Source organism: Gordonia malaquae, from assembly GCF_037148075.1.
GTDB lineage: Bacteria > Actinomycetota > Actinomycetes > Mycobacteriales > Mycobacteriaceae > Gordonia > Gordonia malaquae.
Genome location: NZ_JBBCUB010000002.1, coordinates 248,208 through 269,667 on the forward strand (window position 1 = coordinate 248,208; position 21,460 = coordinate 269,667).

The following is a 21,460-nucleotide window of genomic DNA, read 5'->3' on the forward strand; positions in this document are numbered from 1 at the left end:
TGCGTGCGTACTAGCGGGACACTGGATGCGTGTCGGTTCGGGTACTCGGCCACCAGCTTGCTCTGCCGACAAGTGTGGCGATGGTCGGCACAACGATGGTGCGGACGATGAAGGTGTCGAGCAGCAGGCCGATGCCGATGATGAGTCCGACCTGGGTCATGATCGAGATGGATCCGGCCATGAGTCCGAACATGCTGGCAGCGAAGATGAGGCCGGCCGAGGTGATGACTGATCCGGTGTTGGTGACGGTTCTCAGGACGCCGATGCGGATGTTGTTTTGGGATTCTTCGCGTAGGCGAGAGATAAGAAGCATGTTGTAGTCGGCGCCGACCGCGACGAGGACTATGAAGGCCAGTAGTGGTACGGGCCAGGCGATATCGGTTTTGAGGATGTGTTGAAAGATCAGGACACCGATACCCAGTGCCGCGGTGTAGTTGAGTATGACGGTGCCCAGAAGGTATAGCGGCGCGATGAGTGCTCGGAGTAGGAGTATCAGGATCAGGCCGACGATGGTGAGGGTGGCCAACGCTAGGAGTCGGAAGTCTTCGGTGAGTAGACGTTGCAGATCGGCGTTGATGGCGGGGAACCCGGCTATCGCGATGTTGGAGTCCTGCAGGGTTGTGTTCGGTCTGGCGGCGAGTGCGACATCGGTGATTGTGTCGGCCAGTTGCATGGCCTCGGTGCTGTAGGGGTCGAAGCTGGTTTGTATTGCGTAGCGCACGGTATGGCCGTCGGGCGAGACGAACTGGCGAGCGACGTCGACGAAACGGCGGTCTGCGTTGGCCTGAGGTGGGAGGTAGAAGCCGGTTGCTGAGTTTGTTCCGGCGGTCTCGCGGGCGGAGGTTTGTAGTTGTGTGGCTAGCGCGGCCATCCCGGCGAGTTGTTGAAGGTTGCTGTCGATCAGCGCGGATACACCGGCGGCGAGTTGGCGTGATCCCGCCGCGAGTTGACTGATACCTGTTTGCAGTTGGGTGAGCTTGCCGGGAAGGTCTTGGCTGCTGATGCTTCCCAGCGTGGAGCCCAGTGAGTTGACGGTGGAAGTGAGTTGGTCGGTGACTGTTGAGATCGGTGTATCCAGCTGCGCGAGTTGTGTTGACAGCGTGGCGATCTGGTCGAGGGTCCCGTTGCTCAGTAGGGCGTCGAGATTGCGGGTCTGCGCGCGCAGAGCTGCGCACTGCGGGACTTGGGTGCACCAGGGCGCATTATCGAGGATGGGCAGGATCGAGGTCACTGTTGCCAGGGCTGCAGATGTTTGGCGGGTGAGCGCGGCCAGCTGTGGGGCATTCTGAGAAGCGCGATCGAGCGCTGGTGCAGATGCGGCGAGTTGGCGGAGTATCGGCTGGTACTGCTGAATTTGCTGCCCTGCTGTGCTTGCCTGATCGAGGATGCCGGCCAGGGGGGCCAAGTTGGTGCGTACCTGGGTGTCGAGCTGAGTAAGCCCGTCGGCGAGTTGGAATGCGCCGGTACGGAGCTGTTCGAGGTCACCTCGGCGGTTCTGGCCATCGTCGACCGCACCCGCCAGCCGGTCCCCGATCTGACCGTTCTGCCAGGACAGCTCGGCTTGCTCGAGCTTGTCCCCGGTGGGACGGGTAACACCGATGACTCGAGTCACTCCGGGGATCTGGGATACACGTGAGGCCATTTGCTCAAGATCGGCCAGCCCGCTGGCAGTACGGAGATCGATCGGTGCATCTACAACGAGGAACTCAGTGATAGTGACGTCTTGAGGGAAATGACGGTCGAGCAACGCGTAGCCTTCGTTGCTGTCGGTTGTCGCGGGCTGCCCCTCACGATCGTCGAAGGTGATCTGGATGCCCATCGCGAAGACGCTAAGCACGATTAGCCCGACCAGGGTTAGTGCCAGCAGAGGCACAGGACGCCGCACGACGAGCACGGCGACGCGATTCCAGTACTTTCGGGTCAGATCTCGTCTGGGTGCGCCCCAGCCGAATCGCGCCGCCCACAGCAACACCGGTGGTAGCAGGGTGACCGTGGCGAGGAATCCGATGAGGATGGCGATCGCGCATGCCGGACCCAAGGTGGAGAACACGCTCAGCTGACCAAACACCATCGCCAAAAAGGCCAGCGCCACCGTGGCAGCTGAAGCCAGGATGACCCGTCCGATAGTTGCTGTCGCGTCCACGAGCGCAACCTCAGTGGTAGCGTCCTGGCGTAGCCGTTCGTGATAGCGACTGATGAAAAAGACTGAGTAGTCGACCCCGGCTCCGAGCAGGATGACGGTCATGAACGCGACGGTGAACTGCGATACCGGCATACCGAGTTCGCCGAGTGCGGACAAGACCCCGCGGCCCACGCCGAGGCTGACACCGATCACCAACAACGGCACCAGCGCGGTGAACAGCGATCGGTAAACGATCAACAGAATGATCGCGATAAGCGCCACCGTCGCCACAGTGATCACGACTAAATCGCTTTCAGCACTGACGATCTGGTCACTGAAAGTGGCCGTCGGCCCGGTGACATGGACAGTGGTGTCCGTACCGTCAAACACGCGCTGCGCGGTTTGGCGCACGGTCTCCACAGCATGCGTGGCCGTTGGCCCTCCCAAAGTTCCGGTGACCCCGACAGGCAAGTACCAGGCTTGCCCGTCCTCACTCAAGGCCTGGCCGGCCGTCGTCGGATCGGAGAGCAAATCCCGCACTGACTGCACATCGTCGAAATTTTCGCGCAACTGCAGAACGAGCATGTCGTAGCGTTCCCGCGCCACGTCGGTGAACCCGTTCGGGTTCTCCATGGTCACGAAAACAGTGGTCTTGGCGCCCTTCTCACCGAACGCACCACCCATCTGATCGAGTGCTTGAAACGATGGAACCCCAGCAGGGATCGGATCAACAGACTGCTGCCGCACCACCGTCTCCAGCTGGGGAAACAGTATCGCCAAGACGATACCCACAGCCACCCACGCCCCGATGACGAGGAATCTGTGCGCCAAGGTGAACCGTGCCAACCGCCCCAATGTCGTGCTGTACTCGCTGCGTTCCGCCAACCGGCGCGCCGCCAAGCGCCCACCACTTGGACGTTGGACCACCATACGCAGCACCTCACCCTCGACCCAGCCCGTCTACGAAACCGACGGTATCGTTACGGTACTAGCAGTACCATAGATGGGGGAGGAGGTCAGGAGGTTTGGTGTCGCCGGTGGGCCATGAGGAAATCGTCGACAAGCTGTTCGAGATCGCCAACGGTCATCGACCGAATGCCCGTGAGCTTGGCAAAGACAAGGGGGCCCGCCAGTTGAGTGACTGCCATGGTCAAATCGAGGTCGCCGAGCTCCGCCGTGGCCACGTCACTCGTCAAAACTCGATCGAATGGTTCTCGATACTGCTCGACGACTCGACGACGCAGTGGCGCGAGCGCGTTCTGATCCCCGTCGGATTGCCCGGATTGCCGGGGCTGCTCGGGAAGCATTGCCAACCATGCCAGCGTCGTCAACTGCAGCGGTGCCTGCTCAATAAGCTCAGCCTGCCGCTGCATCAGCTTCAGCAGGTCATCACGGATCGACGTCGTCGTCTCGGGGGTCTCGGCCTGAGGCAACAATCGCTCGAAGGCAGCCGCCACCAGATCTGTGGAGCTCTCGAAGTGACGATACAAGGTGGTGCGAGCAACACGAGACAGTCGAGTGACCGCCTCCACGGTAACGGCTTCGACCCCGCCACTGTTCAGCAAGGTCACCGCAGCATCCAACAAACGCTGACGCGACCGAACCCGCCTCGGGTCAACATCGTCGGAATCGATGGTTTCCACCTGGCCACTCCCTATATAGCCAAAATCACGAACCCCTGACTGCACAACAATACCGTCGGTAACAGAGCGAAACTGCCAGTGGCGGTACCGATTGAAGGCTCAGAAAGGTCACTTATGAGGGGCGACAAACCACTACCAGCACACGCACCATGGTGCATGGGATGCGGCGAAGACAACCCCAATGGCCTGCACCTCGAGGTACACCTGCACGGCGACCACGTCTACGCCGACCTGCAATTCGACGAGCGCCACTCAGGAGCCCCGGGACTCGCCCACGGCGGAGCCATCTCAGCGGCATGCGATGACATCATGGGTTTCACCCTGTGGATCGCCGAGACACCCGCAGTCACCCGAACCCTCACCGTGGAGTATCGACGCCCGGTCCCACTGCACACCCCCGTGCACATCACCGCCTCCCTCGTCGACGAAACCGACCGCGCGCTCTTCATCGAAGCCAACGGTACTGTCGGCGACACAACCTATTTCGCCGCAGAAGCGGTCTTCGTAAAGGTCGACTTGAGTCATTTTCTTCGTCACGGAGACTGGGGCGCCACAGCAGACCTCATCACCAGATTCTTTCAGGCCGACTAGCTGTACTGACCCGACAGGTTGGGTACGCGGTCGGCGGGTGAGTTGCCTCGGAGTGCGGTGTGGCCGCGTTCGTGATTGTAGATGCGAAGGAACTCGGGGAAGGCCGCGACGCGTTCGGTTTCACTGAGGTAGGGACGGGCGTAGGCCCATTCCTCCTGCAGGGTCTGTCAAGACCCGGGTTTGTTGGAGACCGATCATTTGTTCTGTAGTGCAGGTTCTGTCTCAGCAGCAGCGGCGTGCTGCTGCCAGTAGTGGTCTTCGACCTCGGCCGGCGGCCGGTGATCGAGTTCGCCGTGCAGGCGCGTGGTGTTGTACCAGTGGACCCACTCGGCAGTCGCGATCTCGACGGCGTTCGTCGACGCCCACGGGCCCTTCCGGTAGATCAACTCGTGCTTGTACAGTGAGTTCAAGGCTTCGGCCATCGCGTTGTCATACGAGTCGCCGCGCGAGCCGACCGAGGCGACGGCGCCGGCCTCGGCAAGGGCCTGGGTGTAGCGGATCGCCCGGTACTGGACGCCCCGGTCGGAATGGTGAATCAAGCCGGTGATGTCCTGGCCGGCCCGGCGACGCAGCCACAGGCCCATCGCCAATGCGTCGATCGCCAGGTCGGCGAACATGCGGGTCGAGGTCTGCCAGCCGACGATCATCCGCGAGAACACGTCCAACACGAACGCGACGTAGACCCAACCGACCTCGGTTCGAACGTAGGTGATGTCGGCAACCCATAGCTGATTCGGCGCAGTCGCGCAGAACGCGCGGTCGACTAGATCAGCAGGGCGTTCGGTCTCGGGTGCCGGTTTCGTGGTACGCGGGAACTTACCTCGCACGACGCCACGTATCCCCAGGTCACGGCACAGTCGTTCGACTGTGCACTTGGCGACGGTGATCCCTCGGCGGGCGAGGGCGGCGCGGATCTTGCGGCGGCCGTAGATGCCGCCGGAGTCTTCGTAGACGTCCATGATCTGCTCTTTCAGATACTCGTCGCGGACCGCTCGAGCCGACGGGGCGCGGCCGCGGGCGGCGTAGTACCCTCACCGACGTTGCACCGTTCTCCGACGAAGACCCCAATGGCGCGCTGCTGAACTCGGCGTTCTTCCCGATGCTCTTCGGCGGCATCATCGGCGGCGTCCTCATCTCGACTGTCATCGTCGGAGCGAGGCGACGCATCCTCGCAGTGACGACGTACGCCATCGTCGGCGGAATCGTCCTCGCCAGCATCCTGCAACTCTGGTTCGGGTCGATCCAGGGCAACTACTTACTCAACGTCGGCGCCTTCGCCGTGGCCATCGCCGCTATCGCCGCACCGATGATCGGCTGCGTTGCGCTGATCGGCCGCGCTGGTACTGCAATCGGCCCGGTCGTGATGATGCTGTTCGCCAACCCCATCTCGGGAAGCGCGTTGCCGTCACAGTTCCTCCCCGGAGCATGGGGCGAAATCGGACAGTGGTTCCCACCCGGTGCATCGGCGACGCTGGTCCGTGAACTGTCGTACTTCCCCCAGGCCGACACGACGTCATCGTGGCTGGTACTCGCCGGGTGGATCGTCGGTGGCGTGATCCTCACCGCCGTGGGACACCGCCGATCGGTCAGCGCCCCGCCCAAACCAACTGCCAGCGATGACGGCTACACGAAACCGGTCCCTGCCCTTTCGTCCTGAGGGCAGGTTTCGGAGCCTGCCTCAGCTGGTTTGGACTCGAGACAAAGTGATACGAGTGGTTACCAGTACACTAGGACGAGTAGAAACAGATGAGAGAACTCGACTGTCCTGTCCGATCCATGAATAGATGGTCGTCTGAAACTTGATCGGAATCCACGTGCAAATGAGAGTCGGCATGGAGCCGCCACCGTGACTCACCGTGACTTCAGTAGCGGCTAGCTCTGGGTCGAGAGAACTTCCTCCGCCCTGTTTGAAACGTCACTGTGACGCTAAAAGGCGCCTCCGCGGGGTCCTTCTCTGCTCTGTCGACCTGCGGCAATCGTCGAAAAGAGGATAATGTCGATTATCCATATACTTTCTGGCAAGGTTGTTCACATGGGTTCAACTGCGCAAGCGGTAGCAGGTGACCCGCCGTCCCCGATCACCGGGGAATGTGAAGTATTCCCGCGACGCTGCTGGCATCGTGGTCTAACCGAGTGCCTAAATGCTCAACATGACTAGCAGAAGGAGGTTCGAGTGCCAAAGTCAACAGAATTCAATGAGGCTACATATGCACAGCATCTAAACAACGAAATCACCGAAGCATTCAGGAGCCTCGGGCCGCCAGGTCTCGACTCAGTGCCACTGCTGCCGACACCTAGGGATGAGGCAGACCTAGGATACGATCTAGGTGTAACAGCTCGATGGGGTATGTACTATTTCCAATATAAAGTCCCGCAACTGCTATGGACAAGAGGGGCGAGTCAGAGCCCTCCCATGGTTCCGCCATTCTACCGATTTCAGGTCAAATCGGACGTCACCTCGAATGGCTGTATTCAGCATAATGTACTCGTCGAGCTCGAACAGGTCCGTAAAACTGAGGTCTTCTACGCTTCGCCAGCATTTTACACGAATAATGCTTTCCGTCGACACGTCTTCGCTGGGACGGTCTGTGACTACAGTGTATTCGTAAAGCCGTCACTGCTTGGAATGATCGGCGAAGGCGATAGGCATGTGTTTGCATACGACACGGGGAGACCGTACACAGTGCGAGCATTTTCCCAGCCCTCCCAGCCCTCTCGAGCCGGATTCAATGAAGCCGTTGCAAGCACAATTTCATCTCTCATTGACTCTGAGCCGGAAAGTCTGGACAGTTTCCTCAGCCGACAACTTGAGGGCCTATCGAGATCTATCGATATCGCATCGCAGAATCAGATCGAAGCGACCGGGCCGGAGGATGAGGTCGATTACCAGAAGATAGCAACGGCGCTGTCAACTCCTCTACCAGATGAGTTGTTCTCACTACCCGCCGAGCAGTTTCCGGTAGGTGGGGACGAACCGACCGAGGAAACCCCCACCGCAACGCGCCTCGTTGTGCGAGCGGCAGAGCTAAGTCTGCAACCTGTGCTTGTCGCTATGCGCCAGTAAACAGAGCTGCGTGAGCTGACTCGCCGCCAGTTAGTCGCTCGTCGTCCTTGCTGTTCGAGAAGACGCTTGCAAGTTCCGGCAGGCGGGTGCGTCTGACAATCTCGCATCTTTCCGGATTCTTCTCCTACACTCTCACGCCATCGTGGATGGTCAGCAAAGCGAATGTCCGGCATGACTTGACCGCTGCCTGGTCACGAGGTTCATCGACTCTCACCATTAGCGGGATCGGACAACCGTCGCCGGGCTTGGCGGCGTGCCATGTGCGAGATGATCAGTCGGCTCGCGGACGCGTTCACACCCATGAATGATGTCAGTTCTAGTGGCAGAGAACTCGTCTTACGGGTACTCGAATCCTGCACAATGAACGAATGATCAGTTCTGTTGTGTATGCGAGATCTCGTCGCGATCGGGTCGACCCGCCATCGGGGTGCGATCGATGAGTTCACAGGTTGAGCCCGGCAGTTGGTCCGATGGGTTTCGCGTGCGCGCTGAGCAACGATCTGAAGGATCCGACCCGCCGTGGTCGGTTGGGAGTCGACTCGATGCGGAGATTATTCGAAGCCTGCAGAAATTCCAGGTCGGCGAGAGCGGCGACGGTACTCATTTGATCGCCAACGCCGTGGCCGCGGGCGACAGCGACTACGAGGCCGCCGTGCGACTGTTTGTCGAGGAAGAACAGAACCACGCGCGGATGCTGGCGTTGTTGCTGCGCGCCGCAGGTGCGCGAACGAAACGTTGGCACTGGTCGGACACTGTCTTCGTGCGGCTCCGGCGACTCCTGGGGCTCCGACTCGAGTTGATGGTCCTGACGATTGCGGAGGTGGTTGCATTGCGCTACTACCGTGCCCTGGCCGAAGGTGGCGGCGATCAACTCCTTGTTGACGTATCCGAGCGCATTCTCAGCGACGAGGCACATCATGTCCCGTTCCAGATCCGACGCCTGCGACTCGGCTTCCGCGACACCTCGACTCCGGCACGGATCGTGATCAAACACATCTGGCGCGGCCTGGCGGCGACCATGATTGTTGTCGTCTCGGTCGACCACGGTCGAGCGATGAGAGCATGCGGGGTGACCCGGCGAGAGTTTGTACTCGACACGATGCGAATATTCGACGACACCGCGACGTCAGTCTTCTCGGCGGGTGCTGAATGAGCCGGAGCGCCGTCGAACCGTGAGGGACGGCCGCGACCTACAGGACGACGTCAACAGCTCGCGGTGCCGCCGGTTCGACTGCAGACGACCCGGCCGCGGAGAACAGAACACGATCCGCGCGAACAGCGGCGCCGAGCGCAAGAAGGACGACGATCGCTGGGGCGAGGTCGTCGTCGGTCGGATGCGGCGGTGTCACCTCGCCGAGAAGCGGCAGTGGGAACATGCCGATGTCGGTGAGCGTCGACTCTGACCACACGCTCGCAGGCCACGGAGCGTCGTTGGTGACGTACGTCGACAGGCCGTGGACGACCACCAGGTCCGCGTGCTCAGCGTCGTGGTGGAGGTCGTGGCCGTCGAACGACGCCGACCACCACAGAACTGCATCAAGGGGCGCAACGCCCGTAGGCCCGGCGTCGCCGAGGGTGGTCATGGTGACCGGTGACTCGAATACCAGGAACCCTGACGGGCCTGCGCCGACGAGGTCCGTGGCGGCTGCCGGAGTGGTCAAGGTGCGTCCGAATGCATCGACAGCGGCGTCGGTCAACCACGTCGGCGGAGACTCGCGTAACGCCGATCGTGCCGCCGTCACCATCAACTCGATCTGTCCGACGCCCGGGCCGTCAAGATCCGGCAGAGTCGCCAGGATCTGTTCGTAGCCTCCGATGAGCTCGTCGCGAATACGACTCATCCGACGCGGATTCCACGTGTGCTGTACTCCCCCGATATTTGTCATGGCCCGACGCTAGGCCCAATTCGGGCATTCGGCTACCACGAATTCCACAGCCTGTCAGTCGACGTCCTGATCGAAGACGATTCGCACCGAGACGGGATCGCTCTCCATCGCCTGGAAAGTGGCGGCGGTGACACCGGCCAGCGCCGGATGCGGTGCGAACGTCCGTGCTCGTGCCCGGACGTCGTCATCGTGCACGATCGTGGCGGTACCGGACCGCCACTCGTCGCCCTGTCGAATCCGGACGATCGGATTGGCGAGAACGTTGAGCGCCCAACCCGATCGGGTGCCGTGCTGGCTGATAACCCAGGCGCCCTCATCGTCGAACACCGCGGACACAGGCACCACCCGCGTCGCGCCGCTCTTGCGGCCCGTGGTCTCGAGGTGCGTCGCCAGGCGTCCGCCGAAGCCGAGCCGCTGCGCAAACGCCACAGTCGGATTCATCAGGCGTCGGCCGACAGCGCGCTCGAACCGGAACTTCCGCAGTGCCTTGGCGTCCGACGCCGCCGTTCCGCCGCGGCGACTGCGGAAGGCGTCGAGGCCGTTGTGTCGAGCCGCTGCGATCGCCGTGCGCCACATCGCTCGATCGGGATCCGGGTCGTGGCCGTCGCCCATCAGGCGGAGCTGGTCGGCATGCCATTGAAGATCCAGTGCACCCTCGATGGTCTTCACCTGACTCGCAGACCTCCGCACGCGGTTCGGGACGGGCATCGTGACGGCGCGGGACGGCAGTACGTCGGCCGTGCCGTCGATGAGTTCCCGTGCCGCATCCGGAGTGATCGCCGCCGGGCGACCGAGACCGACGACGTCGCAATGACCGCCGTCGACAGCATCGGCCATCGCGTGTCGCGACCGGAATCCGCCGGTCACCGCGAGCGGAACATCGCGCGCAAGTTCACGAACGGTGTCGGCGTACTCGAGGAAGTATGCTTCGCGGGCTCGGGTGCGATCCGATTCGACGGGGCGCCCCATCATCGCGGGTGACTCGTAACTGCCTCCGCTGATCTCGATCAAGTCGATCTGTTCGTTCGCGATCAGCGAGATGACAGCTCTCGAATCGTCTTCGGTGAATCCGCCGCGCTGGAAATCGGCCGAGTTCAACTTCACACCGACGCCGAAGTCGGGACGGACGGCTGAGCGAATAGCGCGAACGATCTCGAGCAGGAACCGCGCTCGATTCTCCACACTGCCGCCCCACTCGTCGGTGCGCTGGTTGCTCAGTGGCGAGAGGAACTGCGACACCAGATATCCGTGTGCCCCGTGAATCTGCACGCCGTCGAATCCTGCCGCTTCGGCGACCGTGGCGGCGGTCGTGAACCGCGCGACCAGGTCGACGATCTCATCGCCTGTCAGAGCGCGTGGCGTGGGGATTCCGGGCATCTGGAGGCCGATCGCCGACGGTGCCACCGTGTACGACGCGCCGAGGAGAGGGTTCGCCTGTCGGCCGGGATGGTTCACCTGCATCCACACCCGCGAGCCGCCCCGTTTCGCGGCCTCGGCCCATCGGGTGAACTCGGCGAGCCGACTGTCGTCTTCGATGACGACGTTGCCCGGCTCGCCGAGCTGACGCCGGTCGACCATGACGTTGCCGGTCACCACCAGGCCGAATGCCCCGTCGGCCCACCGAGAGTAGAGCCGAACAAGCCGCTCGTCGGGTGCCCCGCTGTCGGCGGCGAGCCCTTCACTGAGCGCTGATTTCATCAGCCTGTTCCCAAGTGTCTGCCCGGACGGCAGCGTGAGCGTCGTGCAGAACGCGGAAACGTCGAGTTCGGTCATCGAAGGAGTCCTTACTGAGTCGGAACGCCGAACGAGCTATATCGATCGGTCTACTTCGTTCACACTAGGAGACCGATTGGTATATTTCAAGACGAGAGTGAGAGGACGAAGCGGATGAGCGTGAAAGACCGCCTGCTGGAGGCGACAGCGTCGCTGATGCGTTGCCACGGAGTGGCCGGCACGTCACTGTCGGACATCCTGTCGACAAGCGGCGTCGCTCGACGATCGATCTACCTCAACTTTCCGGACGGGAAGGCCGAACTCGTCACCGAAGCGACGCGTGCGTCCGGGGCCGTCATCACCCAGGCGATCGAAGCGATCCTCGACTCCCCCGATCCCATCGCCGCGTTCTCTGACATGTGGGTCGAAGTGCTCACCTCCAGCGAATTCGACGCAGGATGTCCGGTAGTGGCCGCGGCACTCGGCCGTGCAGACGCGCCGTCCGCAGCCGACCTCGCGGGCGACATATTCGATCAATGGCACGGACTCGTCCGGGATCGAATGGTCGACGATGGGATCGACTCGGCCACTGCTCAGTCTCTGGCCATCACCATCGTCTCGGCCATCGAAGGTGCAGTGATCGCCTCACAAGCGCAACACTCGACTCGCCCGCTGGCTGAGGTGGCCACGCGCCTCCGCGAACTCGTCGCTCTTCATCTTTCAGTCGTCGCGGCCGACGACTCACAAAGACAATGACGGGTCGGTTGTGTGAAATGTGGACGTCAGCGGTCTCACGATGCTCTATAGCGGATTGAGGGCTCGCTCACGTGCACTTTTCGCGAGCCATCCGCGATAGCGGCGAAGTGCGAACGACTGAAGGATCGTCTCGATGACGAGTGCGATCTTCGGGTCGGTCCCAGGCCTCGGCGATCGTCCCTTTCCGAGACGTCGCAACTGGCGTCGAACGCGCGCCATGCTCGCGGCCGACGCCACTGCTTTGTCGGCGATTCGCACCGGAGCCACTGCGACGGCCTCGTCGGCGTTGTGTCGCCACTGATTCGGCAGCTCCGGGTTCATCGCGAGTGCCGTGCCCATGCCGACGATGTCGACTCCCCCGGCAAGAACTTCCTCGGCGACGGACCGTCGGACGACGCCGCCGGTCAACATGAGGGGCAGCGGGCTGCTTGCGGCGAGCTCTTCGGCGAGGCTGAGGAAGTAGGCCTCGCGCGACCGGCTCCGTTCATCGCCGGCTTGACCGGTCATCGCGGGCGCTTCGTAGCTGCCGCCGGACAACTCGACGGCGTCCACACCCAACGGTGCGAGCATCTCGATCACGGTGGCGGCGTCGTCGGCGTCGAATCCGCCGCGTTGGAAATCGGCCGAGTTCAGTTTCACTGCGACCGCAAAGGTTGGCGACACGCGGGCGCGCACCGCCCGAACGATGTCGAGAAGGAGGCGGGCCCTGTTCTCCAGCGGTCCACCCCAGTCGTCGTCGCGCCGGTTCGACAGCGGCGAGAGAAACTGTGACAGCAAGTAGCCGTGTGCGGCGTGAACCTCGACTCCGTCGAAGCCTGCCTCCTCGGCGCGTGCAGCAGTGTCGGCGAAACGAGTCACGGTTTGGTGGATCTGCTCTTCCGTCATGGCCACGGGCTGGGCGAAGCGTTTCGTGTTCTTGCCCAGTTCGACTCGGACGGCTGACGGGCCCCACGCTACGCCCGGCATGTCGGCGCGGACCTGGCGTCCTGGGTGATTGACCTGCATCCACACCTGCGAGCCGCCCGACTTGGCGGCACTCGCCCACTCGCGGAACGGCTCGATCGGCGAATCGTTGTTCAGGACGACGCCCGCCGGGCCAGTGAGCGCCTCGGCGTGCACCATCACGTTGCCCGTGATGAGCAGTCCGGCACCGCCCTCGCTCCAGCGGCGGTAGAGGCGGAACAGCGACTCGTCGGGAAGCTGTCCAAAGACGGCCATGTTCTCCTCCATGGCGGCCTTGGCGAGGCGATTCGGGATCAGCGCGCCGCTCGGCAGCCTGAACGGTGTGAAGACGGGAGAATCGGCTGTCGCTGGCATCGTGCTTCCTTCTACGGTATGTTGACGGTGTACACATCACGCTAGAGAGGGAAGTTAGCGGTGTCAACATCGACCAAGAGTGCGTACCATCACGGCGACCTGCGTGCGTCGCTGCTGAAGGCGGCAATGGGCCTGCTCGAGGCGGGCGAGCCCTTCTCGCTGCGCGCGATCGCTCGCGAGGCGGGCGTTTCGCCGACGGCTCCGTACCGCCACTTCACGGACAGGGATGCTCTCGAATCCGCTCTCGCCGCGCAGGGGCTGCGCGACCTGAAGGCAGACCTGCTCAATGGCCGCTCGATGCCGACCCAACCCTCGGATCTCGCCGATTTCGCGGTCGCCTATGTCGAGTTCGGTCTACGCCGACCGGAACTGTTCCGGCTGATGTTCAACAACGCGTGCGACGAGGGTAATGCCGATCGAGTGCAGGCGGCCGAAGACATCCGAGAGCTCCTCCGAATCGGCATGGCGACGGTCTACCCCGATTCGGACGCAGAGAACCTCGCGACCGGCGGCTGGGCCCTCGCTCACGGCCTCGCGTATCTGTTTCTCGACGGGAAGCTGCCCGCCGAGTCGAACGAGGAGATCGCCGAGCGGGTTCGCGCCGCATTCTCTGCAGTCCTCGCCGTCCACTGACGAACCTGGAGTCACCATGCGCATTCTCAACGTTGTCACCAACATCGCCCACTACGACGATCCGACACATCCGACCGGCCTCTGGCTGTCCGAACTCACGCACGCGTGGGACGTGTTCGAGGAAGCGGGTTTTGAGCAGGTGATCGTCAGTCCGGCCGGTGGTCATTCGCCGCTCGAACCGCGGTCGCTCAAGTTTCCGAACTACGACAAGAGCGCCAAGGCGTGGCACCGTGACCCGGCTCGAATGGCGCTGTTGGACGACACGCGCAGTCCCGATCAGATCGATCCGGCCGACTTCGACGCGATCTTCTACACCGGCGGTCACGCGGTGATGTACGACTTCCCGGGCAGCGAAGGGCTGCAGCGGATCAGCCGAGAGATCTACGAGAACGGCGGGGTCGTCGCCTCGGTGTGCCACGGCTACTGCGGACTGCTCGACATCACCCTGTCGAACGGCACGAACCTCGTCGACGGCAAGCGCGTCACCGGGTTCGCCTGGCAGGAGGAGAAGCTGGCCCGGGTCGACAAACTCGTGCCCTACAACGCCGAAGACGAGATGAAGGCTCGCGGCGCACTGTACGAGAAGGGGCGGATTCCGTTCATGTCGTACGCGATCGCTGACGGCAACCTCGTCACCGGGCAGAACCCGGGATCGGCGAAGGCGACTGCCAAGCTCATCGTCGAGACTCTTTAGGGCGTGGCGCCCGCGATGCGAAGCGCGATGTCGCTGTAGCGTCGCGACAGTTCTTCGGCGTCGGAGACCCGCTTGGTCGGGAACCAGCGGCTGACGTCGATGGCGAGTGAGGTGATCGCGAGGGTCGCCGTCGACACGTCGTCGACGTGGAACACATCGGCGTCGACTCCGGCTTGAAGTATCGAGTCGAAGAGGGCTGTCGTCGAGCGCCTGATGTCGGCGATCACGGCGAGATGCTCGGGTTCGAGTGACCGCAGTTCGTGTTGAATGACGCTGGAGATCGCGGTGCGTTGCGCGTGCCAGAGGACAAATGCTTGCGTCACTGCGGATAGACGTTCCGACGGCGGCAATGCTGGATCGTCGGCGTCTGTAGCCGTCTGCAGTACCCGCCAATGCCCCTCGAGTGCGATGGCGAAGAGCAGTGACTCCTTGGTCTTGTAGTGCGGATACACGGCACCGGGGCTCAGATCGAGGCTCGCGGCGATCTCGCGTGTGGTTGCGACGCCGTAGCCGCGTGCTGCGAACACGTCTCCGGCCGCTGTGCGGATGCGGGCTGCGGCCTTCGATGTTCCGAGATGCTCGGCCAGTTCGGCCTCCGTCATGTTCGACACGTGGATATCCTTCCTTGGTCCTTGACACTCGGGCAACTGTGCTGAAGTATGCGTATGAATAGAAACTATACGAACGCATAGTTTCCCGTCTCCTGTACGCGACATCTCCGATCGGAACTCTCATGGCGCACGCACTGTCTCGACGTGATCTGGACTTCCTCCTGTACGAATGGCTCGACGTCGAGTCGTTGACGGCGCATGGCAGATTCTCCGAACATTCCAGGGACACGTTCGACGCTGTTCTCGACCTGACCGCCGATCTCGCTGAGAAGCACTTCATCCCCCACAACCGGGACGCCGACGCAAACGAGCCGCACATGTTGCCGGACGGGACAGTCGAGACGATCCCGGCGGTCAAGGCCGCCCTCGACGCCTATGGCGAGTCGGGTCTGATCACCGGAACCTTCGATGAGTCGATCGGTGGCATGCAACTGCCCACGACGGTCGCCCGCGCATCCATGGCCTGGCTGCAGGCGTCCAACGCAGGAACGTCGTCCTATGCGCTTCTGACCACCGCGAACGCCGCGTTGCTCGCCGAATACGGGACCGGCGACCAGGTCGAGACCTTTGTGAAGCCCATGCTCGAGGGTCGCTGGTTCGGCACCATGTGCCTGTCGGAGCCGCAAGCCGGATCGTCGCTCGCCGATGTCGCGACGCGTGCAGAGAAGCAGGACGACGGCACATACCGCGTCACCGGATCGAAGATGTGGATCTCCGGAGGCGACCAGAACCTCTCCGAGAACATCGTCCACCTCGTGCTCGCGAAGACGCCTGGCGGCGAACCCGGCGTCAAGAGCATCTCGCTGTTCATCGTTCCGAAGTTCCTCCCCGACGGCGACGGGATCGGCGAACGCAACGACATCACGCTGACCGGCCTCAACCACAAGATGGGCAACCGCGGCACCACGAACGCAGCCCTCGCGATCGGAGACGGCACGCATCTGCCGGGTGGTCGTGCGGGCGCGGTGGGCTACCTCGTCGGGGAGGAGCACAAGGGCCTCTCGTACATGTTCCACATGATGAACGAGGCTCGCATCGGCGTCGGATTCCTCGCCACCGCCCTCGGTTACGTCGGCTATCTGAAGGCGGTCGAGTACGCCGCGGGCCGCACGCAGGGTCGGCCGCTCGGGGCGAAAGATCCGTCGGCGCCGCCGGTTGCGATCATCGAGCATCCGGACGTCCGGCGGATGCTCCTCGCGCAGAAGGCGTACGTCGAAGGCGGACTTGCCCTCGGCCTCTACAACTCCAGAATCGTGGACGACCTCGCAGTCGAGACCGATCCGGAGAAGGCCGCCGACCTCGGCCTGCTGCTCGACGTCCTGACGCCGATCGCGAAGAGTTGGCCGTCGCAGTGGTGTCTCAAAGCCAACGACCTGGCGATTCAGGTGCACGGCGGATACGGGTACACCCGTGATTACGACGTGGAACAGCACTACCGGGACAATCGACTCAACCCGATTCACGAGGGAACCCACGGTGTGCAGGCGCTCGACCTGCTCGGCCGCAAGGTGATCATGCGCGGCGGCCGGGGCCTCGCCCTTCTCACCGAGCGGATCGCGGCCACCGTCGCCGCAGGGCGTGAGGCGGACGGCGACGCGAGCAGATACGCGGACCAATTGGACGCCGCATGGACCCGCATCGTCGGTGTCACCGGTGCACTGTGGGCCGACGCCGATCCAGTTTCCGCCCTGGCCAACGCGAGCGTCTACTTGGAGGCCTTCGGCCACGGCGTCGTCGCGTGGCTGTGGCTCGAGCAGTTCCTCGCGGCCGACGGACAGGTCGGCGACTTCTACGACGGCAAGCGCATGGCGACGCGGTACTTCTTCGCTCATGAACTGCCCCAGACCGGCCCGTGGATCGACCTGCTCGCATCGCGTGACACCACCACCACCGACATGAACCCCGCGTGGTTCTGACCCCACCCGAAATTCCCGAGGAGCTGTTCAGATGAGTGTTCTTGATTCCTTCCGCCTCGACGACCGCGTCGTCATCGTCACCGGTGCGTCGTCCGGCCTCGGCGTCGCGTTTGCGCAGGCGGCTGCTGAAGCAGGGGCCGACGTTGTGCTCGCCGCCCGCCGGGTCGACAAGCTGGCCGCGACCGCAGAGCTGGTCGAGAAGACCGGTCGCAAGGCGCTCGCCGTGCAGACCGACGTCTCCGACCCCGACGCCTGCAGCGCGATGGTCGAGGCCGCGGTGGCCGAGTTCGGCAAGGTCGACGTGCTGGTGAACAATGCCGGCGTCGGAAGCGCGTACCCGGCCACCCGCGAGACTCCCGAACAGTTCCGTTCGGTGATCGACGTGAACCTCAACGGGTCGTACTGGGCTGCTCAGGCTTGTGGTCGGGTCATGGGTCCGGGAAGCTCGGTCATCAACATCGCGAGCATTCTCGGCATCACCACGGCCGGTCTCCCCCAAGCCGCGTACAGCGCGAGCAAGGCCGGTGTCATCGGTTTGACCCGTGACCTCGCGCAGCAGTGGGGTGCGCGAAAGGGCATCCGCGTCAACGGGATCGCGCCGGGCTTCTTCGCCACCGAGATGACCGATGAATACGACCCGGGGTACATCGAATCCCTGCTGCCCCGCGTGATCCTCGGCCGCATGGGCGATCCGGCGGAGATCGCGGCGACCATGGTCTGGCTGGCCTCCCCCGCCGGTGGCTACGTCACCGGACAGACGATCACCGTCGACGGCGGCGTCACCATCACCTAGCTCGACAGTGGTGGCGACTGGCTGGGTCTGGTCACGCGCGTCGCGATTGGTCACACTGGTCGGGTGGACTACCGAACTCAGGACGCCTGGAGAACTGTTCAGCGGCACCTTCCCGAGGCCTATCGGCTCACATCGGAGACGGAGCCGGCCGAGGAGTGGTGGGAGCATAGCGGTCACCGCATCCATCTCGACGCCTACCGAAATCCGCAAGCGCCGGTGAAAGTGCTCCTGCTGCACGGCGTCGGGACGAACGGCCGCCAGATGTCACTCATCCTCGGGCGGCCGCTCGCGTCCCGCGGCTACGAGACAGTGGCGATCGACATGCCGGGTTATGGCGTCACCGACGTCGCCGACGACTCGCTCGTCACATATGACGACTGGGTCCGGATCGGATCGGCGCTGGTTGAGAAGGAACGAGACGGTCGGCCCATCGTGCTGTACGGTCTGTCCGCTGGTGGCATGGAGACGTTTCACGTGGCGTCGACGAACCGGATCGTCGCGGGGATCGTCGGCATGACGTTTCTCGACCAGTCGTCGGCGAAGGTGCGTCGCGACACGGCGTTCGATCCGGTGACAGGCGCCGTGGGCGGGCCCGTCATGAAATTCTTGGCCCGTACTCCCGCCCGGCGGGCACGAGTCCCGATGCGCTGGGTGAGCAAGATGCGGGCCCTGGTCAACTCTTCTGCCGCGAAGAAGGACTGCTACCGCGACCGCACATCCGCGGGCAACTCGGTGTCGGTGGCGTTTCTCGACTCGTACCTCAACTACCGTGCGCCCGAAGCTGCCGAACGGTTCGACGTCTGCCCGATTCTCCTGACCCAGCCGGGAGCGGACAGGTGGACGCCACTCCCGCTGTCGACGCCGTTCTTGAACCGTGTATCGCGAGTGCCGGTGGATATCGTGATACTGGAGAACGCCGGACACTATCCGCTGGAGCAGCCCGGTCTGGATCAGATGGTCGACGCCGTCGACAGGTTCTGCCAGGAGCGGCTCGCCGAGTTCAGATGATCCCGCCGAGATCCACTTGGCGGCGCGCGTTGGCGATCGCGGTGACGGTGCAGTGTCCGACGACGCCATGCCTGTCGAACATCGTCGCTGTGCCCACTGACAGTCCGGCGCTGCTGACCTGACTGTCGGCGCGGAGACCCACGCTGCCGCCGATCGGGAGCCTGACCAGTGCCAGCGTGGCGTCGGTGTTGATGAAACCGGCGCCCTCGGTGCCCCAATGGCACACCAGACTGGTGGTCTCGGACATCGTCACCGCGCGTTGGAACGGCGTCATGTCTTCTCCCGCGACGAGTGGCGGGAACGTCTGCCACGCAGATTTGCGTCCGGCGTTCTGGTGCATTCGATAGTCACGCGACCAAGCGTTGTGTCCGCTGCTGATCAGCGGCGGCCCGACTGCGTCCGCGCCTTCCGGCGGAGTCGGGAGCGGATCGGCGGACTGCCACAGTTCCCCCGGCGGTTCGTCACTCGGCACGACGAACACCGATGTCGCGCGCGCTCGCACTTCGCCGTCCTGCACTACTGCGGCGTCGACCACAGACATCCGCGGGCCCCGCCTGACCACCGTGGTTCGCGTCGTGAATCCGTCGGACCGGACCGGTTTCACAAGGTCGACGGTGAACCGCAGGGGCGACAATCCGGAGTCGGCCATCTCGGCTTCGACGGCCCGCGCGAGGGCGCCGCAGACCGCGTATCCGCCGACCTGGGTGGCCGACCATGGACTGATCGCGAGCAGCTCCGCGTGCAAGGACGTGTCGTCTCGGACCGTGAAGAAGGCCATCCGCGGTCAGTCCAGATCCAGGCGCATGCAAGCGCGTGGCCATCGGTCGAGGCCGTGGTCGGCCTCCGCCGCGCGAATTGCGCGCAGTCCCGGTGTCTCGCTCGAGGTCGTCAGGAACTCGAAGCCGAGGCGCCGGTAGTAGGGCCCATTCCATGGGACATCGACGAAGGTCGTCAAGGTGACCGCGGATGAGCCGCTCGTCCGGGCGTTGTCGATCACCGTGTTGATCAGCGCCGTACCGATCCCCGAGCGCCCGTAGGCGGGGTGCACCGACACCTGCTCGAGATGGGTCACTCCGTCGACCTCGGCGGCGCAGGCGTAGCCGATCGGCTGATCGTCCGCGTCGACCGCCACCCACAGACGACCGTTCGCAAGAAACGGTTCGAGTTCCTCAATCGTCATCGGTTCGTCGAACGCGACCGGCGCCATGTCGATCTCCGCGAAGAGCACACCCGCTGCCCGTTCGATCTCTCCGATCGTCGACAGTTCTGATGAACGCGCGAGTCGGATCGTCATCGATCCGCTCGCTGATAGGCCGTGACCACTGCGGCACCGCCCAGCCCGATGTTGTGCTGGAGTGCTGCGGTCACGCCGTCTACCTGGCGTTTGTCAGCGTCACCGCGAAGCTGCCATGTGAGTTCAGAGCACTGGGCGAGACCGGTTGCGCCGAGGGGGTGGCCCTTCGAGATGAGGCCGCCGGACGGGTTCACGACCCACTTGCCGCCGTAAGTTGTCGCGCCGCCGTCGATCAGCCGCGGCGCGTCGCCTTCGGCGCACAGTCCGAGAGCCTCGTATAGCAGCAGTTCGTTCGCTGAGAAGCAGTCGTGTAGCTCGATCACCTGGAACTCGTCCGGGCCAAGGCCCGACTGGTCGTACACGCGTCGTGCCGCTTGCACGTTCATGTCGTACCCGATGAGATTCTTCGCCGATCCGTCGAAGGTGCTCGCGAAGTCCGTCGTCATCGATTGTCCGACGATCTCGACCGCTCGCCCAGCGAGGCCGTGCTTGTCGACGAACGCTTCGGACGCGAGCACAACGGCGCCGGAACCGTCCGACGTCGGCGAACACTGCAGCTTCGTCAGCGGCTCATAGATCGAGCGCGACGCGAGGACTTCGTCGAGGGTGTACTCGTCCTGGAACTGCGAGTACGGGTTGTTCACCGAGTGTCGGTGATTCTTGACGCCGATCTTCGCGAAGTGCTCGGCCGTACTGCCGTGCTGCTGCATGTGCTCGCGGCCGGCGACGCCGAACATCCACGGCGCGGGCGGCATCGCGAAGTCGGCGATCTTCCCGAGGGCGGTCATGTGCTGTGCGAGGGGGTTCTCGCGGTCGTCGAACGTCGCTCTAAGGGAGCCCGGCTGCATCTTTTCGAATCCCAAGGCCAGGGTGCAGTCGGCGAGGCCGCCGCGGATCATTTGAGCCGCCATGAACAACGCAGTCGACCCCGTCGAACAGTTGTTGTTGACGTTGACGATCGGTACGCCGGTCAGGCCGAGTTCGTACGCGGCACGCTGACCAGCGGTCGACTCACCGAAGACGTAGCCGACGTAGGCCTGCTCGATGTCGGTGTAGTCGACGCCGGCGTCTTCCAGAGCTGCTGTTCCGGCTTCTCGAGCCATGTCGGGGTAATCCCACACCGAGCCGTCGTCGTTCCGACGTCGCCCGGGCTTCTCGAACTTGGTCATCCCGACACCTATGACGAAGACCCTGTCGCCTGCCATTCTTTTCCTCTTCCGTCTCCGATTTCTGTAACCGGTTCTACCGCACGACGAGCCGAGGGTGTTTGAATTTGCCCGTTCGGCTTTCGTCGAGGCGATCTCCGCGGTCCGTTCATTTGTGATGTATCCGGACTTCGATGACAGTTCTGTGTCAGGACATCGGTGACGGTTGGTGTGTCAGGACTTCGGTGACGGTTGTGGTGGCGTGGCTTTTGTG

19 protein-coding genes and 2 pseudogenes are annotated in these 21,460 nt (G+C 63.3%); 10 read left to right on the forward strand and 11 right to left on the reverse strand.

Annotated elements, in window-relative coordinates; all coding sequences use genetic code 11:
* Nucleotides 1–10 precede the first annotated feature (10 nt).
* Both WFK36_RS08200 and WFK36_RS08205 read right to left on the reverse strand, forming a co-directional pair.
* Entirely contained in the window at nucleotides 11–3,052 is a 3,042-nt protein-coding gene (locus WFK36_RS08200) for an MMPL/RND family transporter (RefSeq protein ID WP_006896188.1), read from the reverse strand.
* A gap of 86 nt (nucleotides 3,053–3,138) precedes the next feature.
* The gene (locus tag WFK36_RS08205; RefSeq protein WP_006896187.1) at nucleotides 3,139–3,765 is read right to left on the reverse strand and encodes a TetR/AcrR family transcriptional regulator; all 627 of its coding nucleotides are present in this window, start codon (nucleotides 3,763–3,765) and stop codon (nucleotides 3,139–3,141) included.
* A gap of 114 nt (nucleotides 3,766–3,879) precedes the next feature.
* Between WFK36_RS08205 and WFK36_RS08210 the strand changes: the two genes are divergently transcribed.
* Nucleotides 3,880–4,356 carry a PaaI family thioesterase gene (locus WFK36_RS08210; protein ID WP_006896186.1) on the forward strand — a complete coding sequence of 159 codons (477 nt, stop codon included), beginning with the start codon at nucleotides 3,880–3,882 and terminating at the stop codon, nucleotides 4,354–4,356.
* On the opposite strand, the pseudogene WFK36_RS08215 reads toward WFK36_RS08210, so the two are convergent.
* Both WFK36_RS08215 and WFK36_RS08220 read right to left on the reverse strand, forming a co-directional pair.
* A pseudogene (locus WFK36_RS08215) lies at nucleotides 4,353–4,523 on the reverse strand (IS481 family transposase); the annotation flags it as partial. The gene WFK36_RS08210 and the pseudogene WFK36_RS08215 sit on opposite strands and share 4 nt — an antisense overlap.
* 27 nt (nucleotides 4,524–4,550) lie before the next feature.
* A pseudogene (locus WFK36_RS08220) lies at nucleotides 4,551–5,375 on the reverse strand (IS3 family transposase); the annotation flags it as partial.
* An 80-nt stretch (nucleotides 5,376–5,455) separates the two neighbouring features.
* On the opposite strand from WFK36_RS08220, the gene WFK36_RS08225 reads away from it, so the two are divergent.
* From WFK36_RS08225 to WFK36_RS08235, 3 genes are all read left to right on the forward strand, one after another.
* A complete protein-coding gene (locus WFK36_RS08225; RefSeq protein ID WP_336791275.1) occupies nucleotides 5,456–6,013 on the forward strand; it encodes a hypothetical protein in 558 nt (185 codons plus the stop codon).
* Nucleotides 6,014–6,529: 516 nt separating this feature from the next.
* Nucleotides 6,530–7,420 (forward strand): hypothetical protein, encoded by an 891-nt coding sequence (locus WFK36_RS08230; RefSeq protein ID WP_336791276.1) that lies wholly within the window; start codon nucleotides 6,530–6,532, stop codon nucleotides 7,418–7,420.
* 604 nt (nucleotides 7,421–8,024) lie between these two features.
* Complete coding sequence (locus WFK36_RS08235; RefSeq protein ID WP_336791277.1) at nucleotides 8,025–8,573, forward strand: ferritin-like domain-containing protein; 549 nt, start codon at nucleotides 8,025–8,027, stop codon at nucleotides 8,571–8,573.
* A gap of 37 nt (nucleotides 8,574–8,610) precedes the next feature.
* Here the strand turns inward: WFK36_RS08235 and WFK36_RS08240 are convergent, their stop codons facing one another.
* Complete coding sequence (locus tag WFK36_RS08240) at nucleotides 8,611–9,306, reverse strand: hypothetical protein (RefSeq protein ID WP_336791278.1); 696 nt, start codon at nucleotides 9,304–9,306, stop codon at nucleotides 8,611–8,613.
* 54 nt (nucleotides 9,307–9,360) lie between these two features.
* A complete protein-coding gene (locus WFK36_RS08245) occupies nucleotides 9,361–11,079 on the reverse strand; it encodes a nitroreductase family deazaflavin-dependent oxidoreductase (protein ID WP_336791279.1) in 1,719 nt (572 codons plus the stop codon).
* Nucleotides 11,080–11,193: 114 nt separating this feature from the next.
* Between WFK36_RS08245 and WFK36_RS08250 the strand changes: the two genes are divergently transcribed.
* Nucleotides 11,194–11,775: a TetR/AcrR family transcriptional regulator gene (locus WFK36_RS08250; RefSeq protein WP_336791280.1), complete on the forward strand. Its 582-nt coding sequence runs from the start codon at nucleotides 11,194–11,196 to the stop codon at nucleotides 11,773–11,775.
* A 45-nt stretch (nucleotides 11,776–11,820) separates the two neighbouring features.
* On the opposite strand, the gene WFK36_RS08255 is transcribed toward WFK36_RS08250, so the two are convergent.
* Nucleotides 11,821–13,092, reverse strand: coding sequence for an NADH:flavin oxidoreductase/NADH oxidase family protein (locus WFK36_RS08255; RefSeq protein WP_336791281.1), 1,272 nt, complete (start codon nucleotides 13,090–13,092; stop codon nucleotides 11,821–11,823).
* A 60-nt stretch (nucleotides 13,093–13,152) separates the two neighbouring features.
* On the opposite strand from WFK36_RS08255, the gene WFK36_RS08260 reads away from it, so the two are divergent.
* Both WFK36_RS08260 and WFK36_RS08265 read left to right on the forward strand, forming a co-directional pair.
* Nucleotides 13,153–13,725 carry a TetR/AcrR family transcriptional regulator gene (locus WFK36_RS08260; RefSeq protein WP_336791282.1) on the forward strand — a complete coding sequence of 191 codons (573 nt, stop codon included), beginning with the start codon at nucleotides 13,153–13,155 and terminating at the stop codon, nucleotides 13,723–13,725.
* Nucleotides 13,726–13,741: 16 nt separating this feature from the next.
* Nucleotides 13,742–14,419, forward strand: coding sequence for a type 1 glutamine amidotransferase domain-containing protein (locus tag WFK36_RS08265; RefSeq protein ID WP_336791283.1), 678 nt, complete (start codon nucleotides 13,742–13,744; stop codon nucleotides 14,417–14,419).
* Here WFK36_RS08265 and WFK36_RS08270 read toward each other — a convergent pair.
* Nucleotides 14,416–15,021 (reverse strand): TetR/AcrR family transcriptional regulator, encoded by a 606-nt coding sequence (locus WFK36_RS08270; RefSeq protein WP_040519377.1) that lies wholly within the window; start codon nucleotides 15,019–15,021, stop codon nucleotides 14,416–14,418. The genes WFK36_RS08265 and WFK36_RS08270 overlap by 4 nt on opposite strands.
* Before the next feature lie 131 nt (nucleotides 15,022–15,152).
* On the opposite strand from WFK36_RS08270, the gene WFK36_RS08275 reads away from it, so the two are divergent.
* The 3 genes from WFK36_RS08275 to WFK36_RS08285 all read left to right on the forward strand — a co-directional run bounded on the left by WFK36_RS08275 (nucleotide 15,153) and on the right by WFK36_RS08285 (nucleotide 18,747).
* Nucleotides 15,153–16,946, forward strand: coding sequence for an acyl-CoA dehydrogenase (locus WFK36_RS08275; RefSeq protein WP_336791284.1), 1,794 nt, complete (start codon nucleotides 15,153–15,155; stop codon nucleotides 16,944–16,946).
* A gap of 31 nt (nucleotides 16,947–16,977) precedes the next feature.
* The gene (locus tag WFK36_RS08280) at nucleotides 16,978–17,739 is read left to right on the forward strand and encodes an SDR family NAD(P)-dependent oxidoreductase (protein ID WP_336791285.1); all 762 of its coding nucleotides are present in this window, start codon (nucleotides 16,978–16,980) and stop codon (nucleotides 17,737–17,739) included.
* Between the two features lie 63 nt (nucleotides 17,740–17,802).
* Nucleotides 17,803–18,747 carry an alpha/beta hydrolase gene (locus WFK36_RS08285; RefSeq protein WP_336791286.1) on the forward strand — a complete coding sequence of 315 codons (945 nt, stop codon included), beginning with the start codon at nucleotides 17,803–17,805 and terminating at the stop codon, nucleotides 18,745–18,747.
* Here the strand turns inward: WFK36_RS08285 and WFK36_RS08290 are convergent.
* Genes WFK36_RS08290 through WFK36_RS08300 form a run of 3 tightly spaced genes read right to left on the reverse strand, consistent with a single transcriptional unit; the run spans nucleotide 18,740 to nucleotide 21,246 of the window.
* The gene (locus tag WFK36_RS08290) at nucleotides 18,740–19,525 is read right to left on the reverse strand and encodes an acyl-CoA thioesterase domain-containing protein (protein ID WP_336791287.1); all 786 of its coding nucleotides are present in this window, start codon (nucleotides 19,523–19,525) and stop codon (nucleotides 18,740–18,742) included. The genes WFK36_RS08285 and WFK36_RS08290 overlap by 8 nt on opposite strands.
* A gap of 6 nt (nucleotides 19,526–19,531) precedes the next feature.
* Nucleotides 19,532–20,041, reverse strand: coding sequence for a GNAT family N-acetyltransferase (locus WFK36_RS08295; protein WP_336791288.1), 510 nt, complete (start codon nucleotides 20,039–20,041; stop codon nucleotides 19,532–19,534).
* Complete coding sequence (locus WFK36_RS08300) at nucleotides 20,038–21,246, reverse strand: lipid-transfer protein (RefSeq protein WP_336791289.1); 1,209 nt, start codon at nucleotides 21,244–21,246, stop codon at nucleotides 20,038–20,040. The genes WFK36_RS08295 and WFK36_RS08300 overlap by 4 nt, the downstream gene beginning before the upstream one ends.
* Between the last annotated feature and the right edge of the window lie 214 nt (nucleotides 21,247–21,460).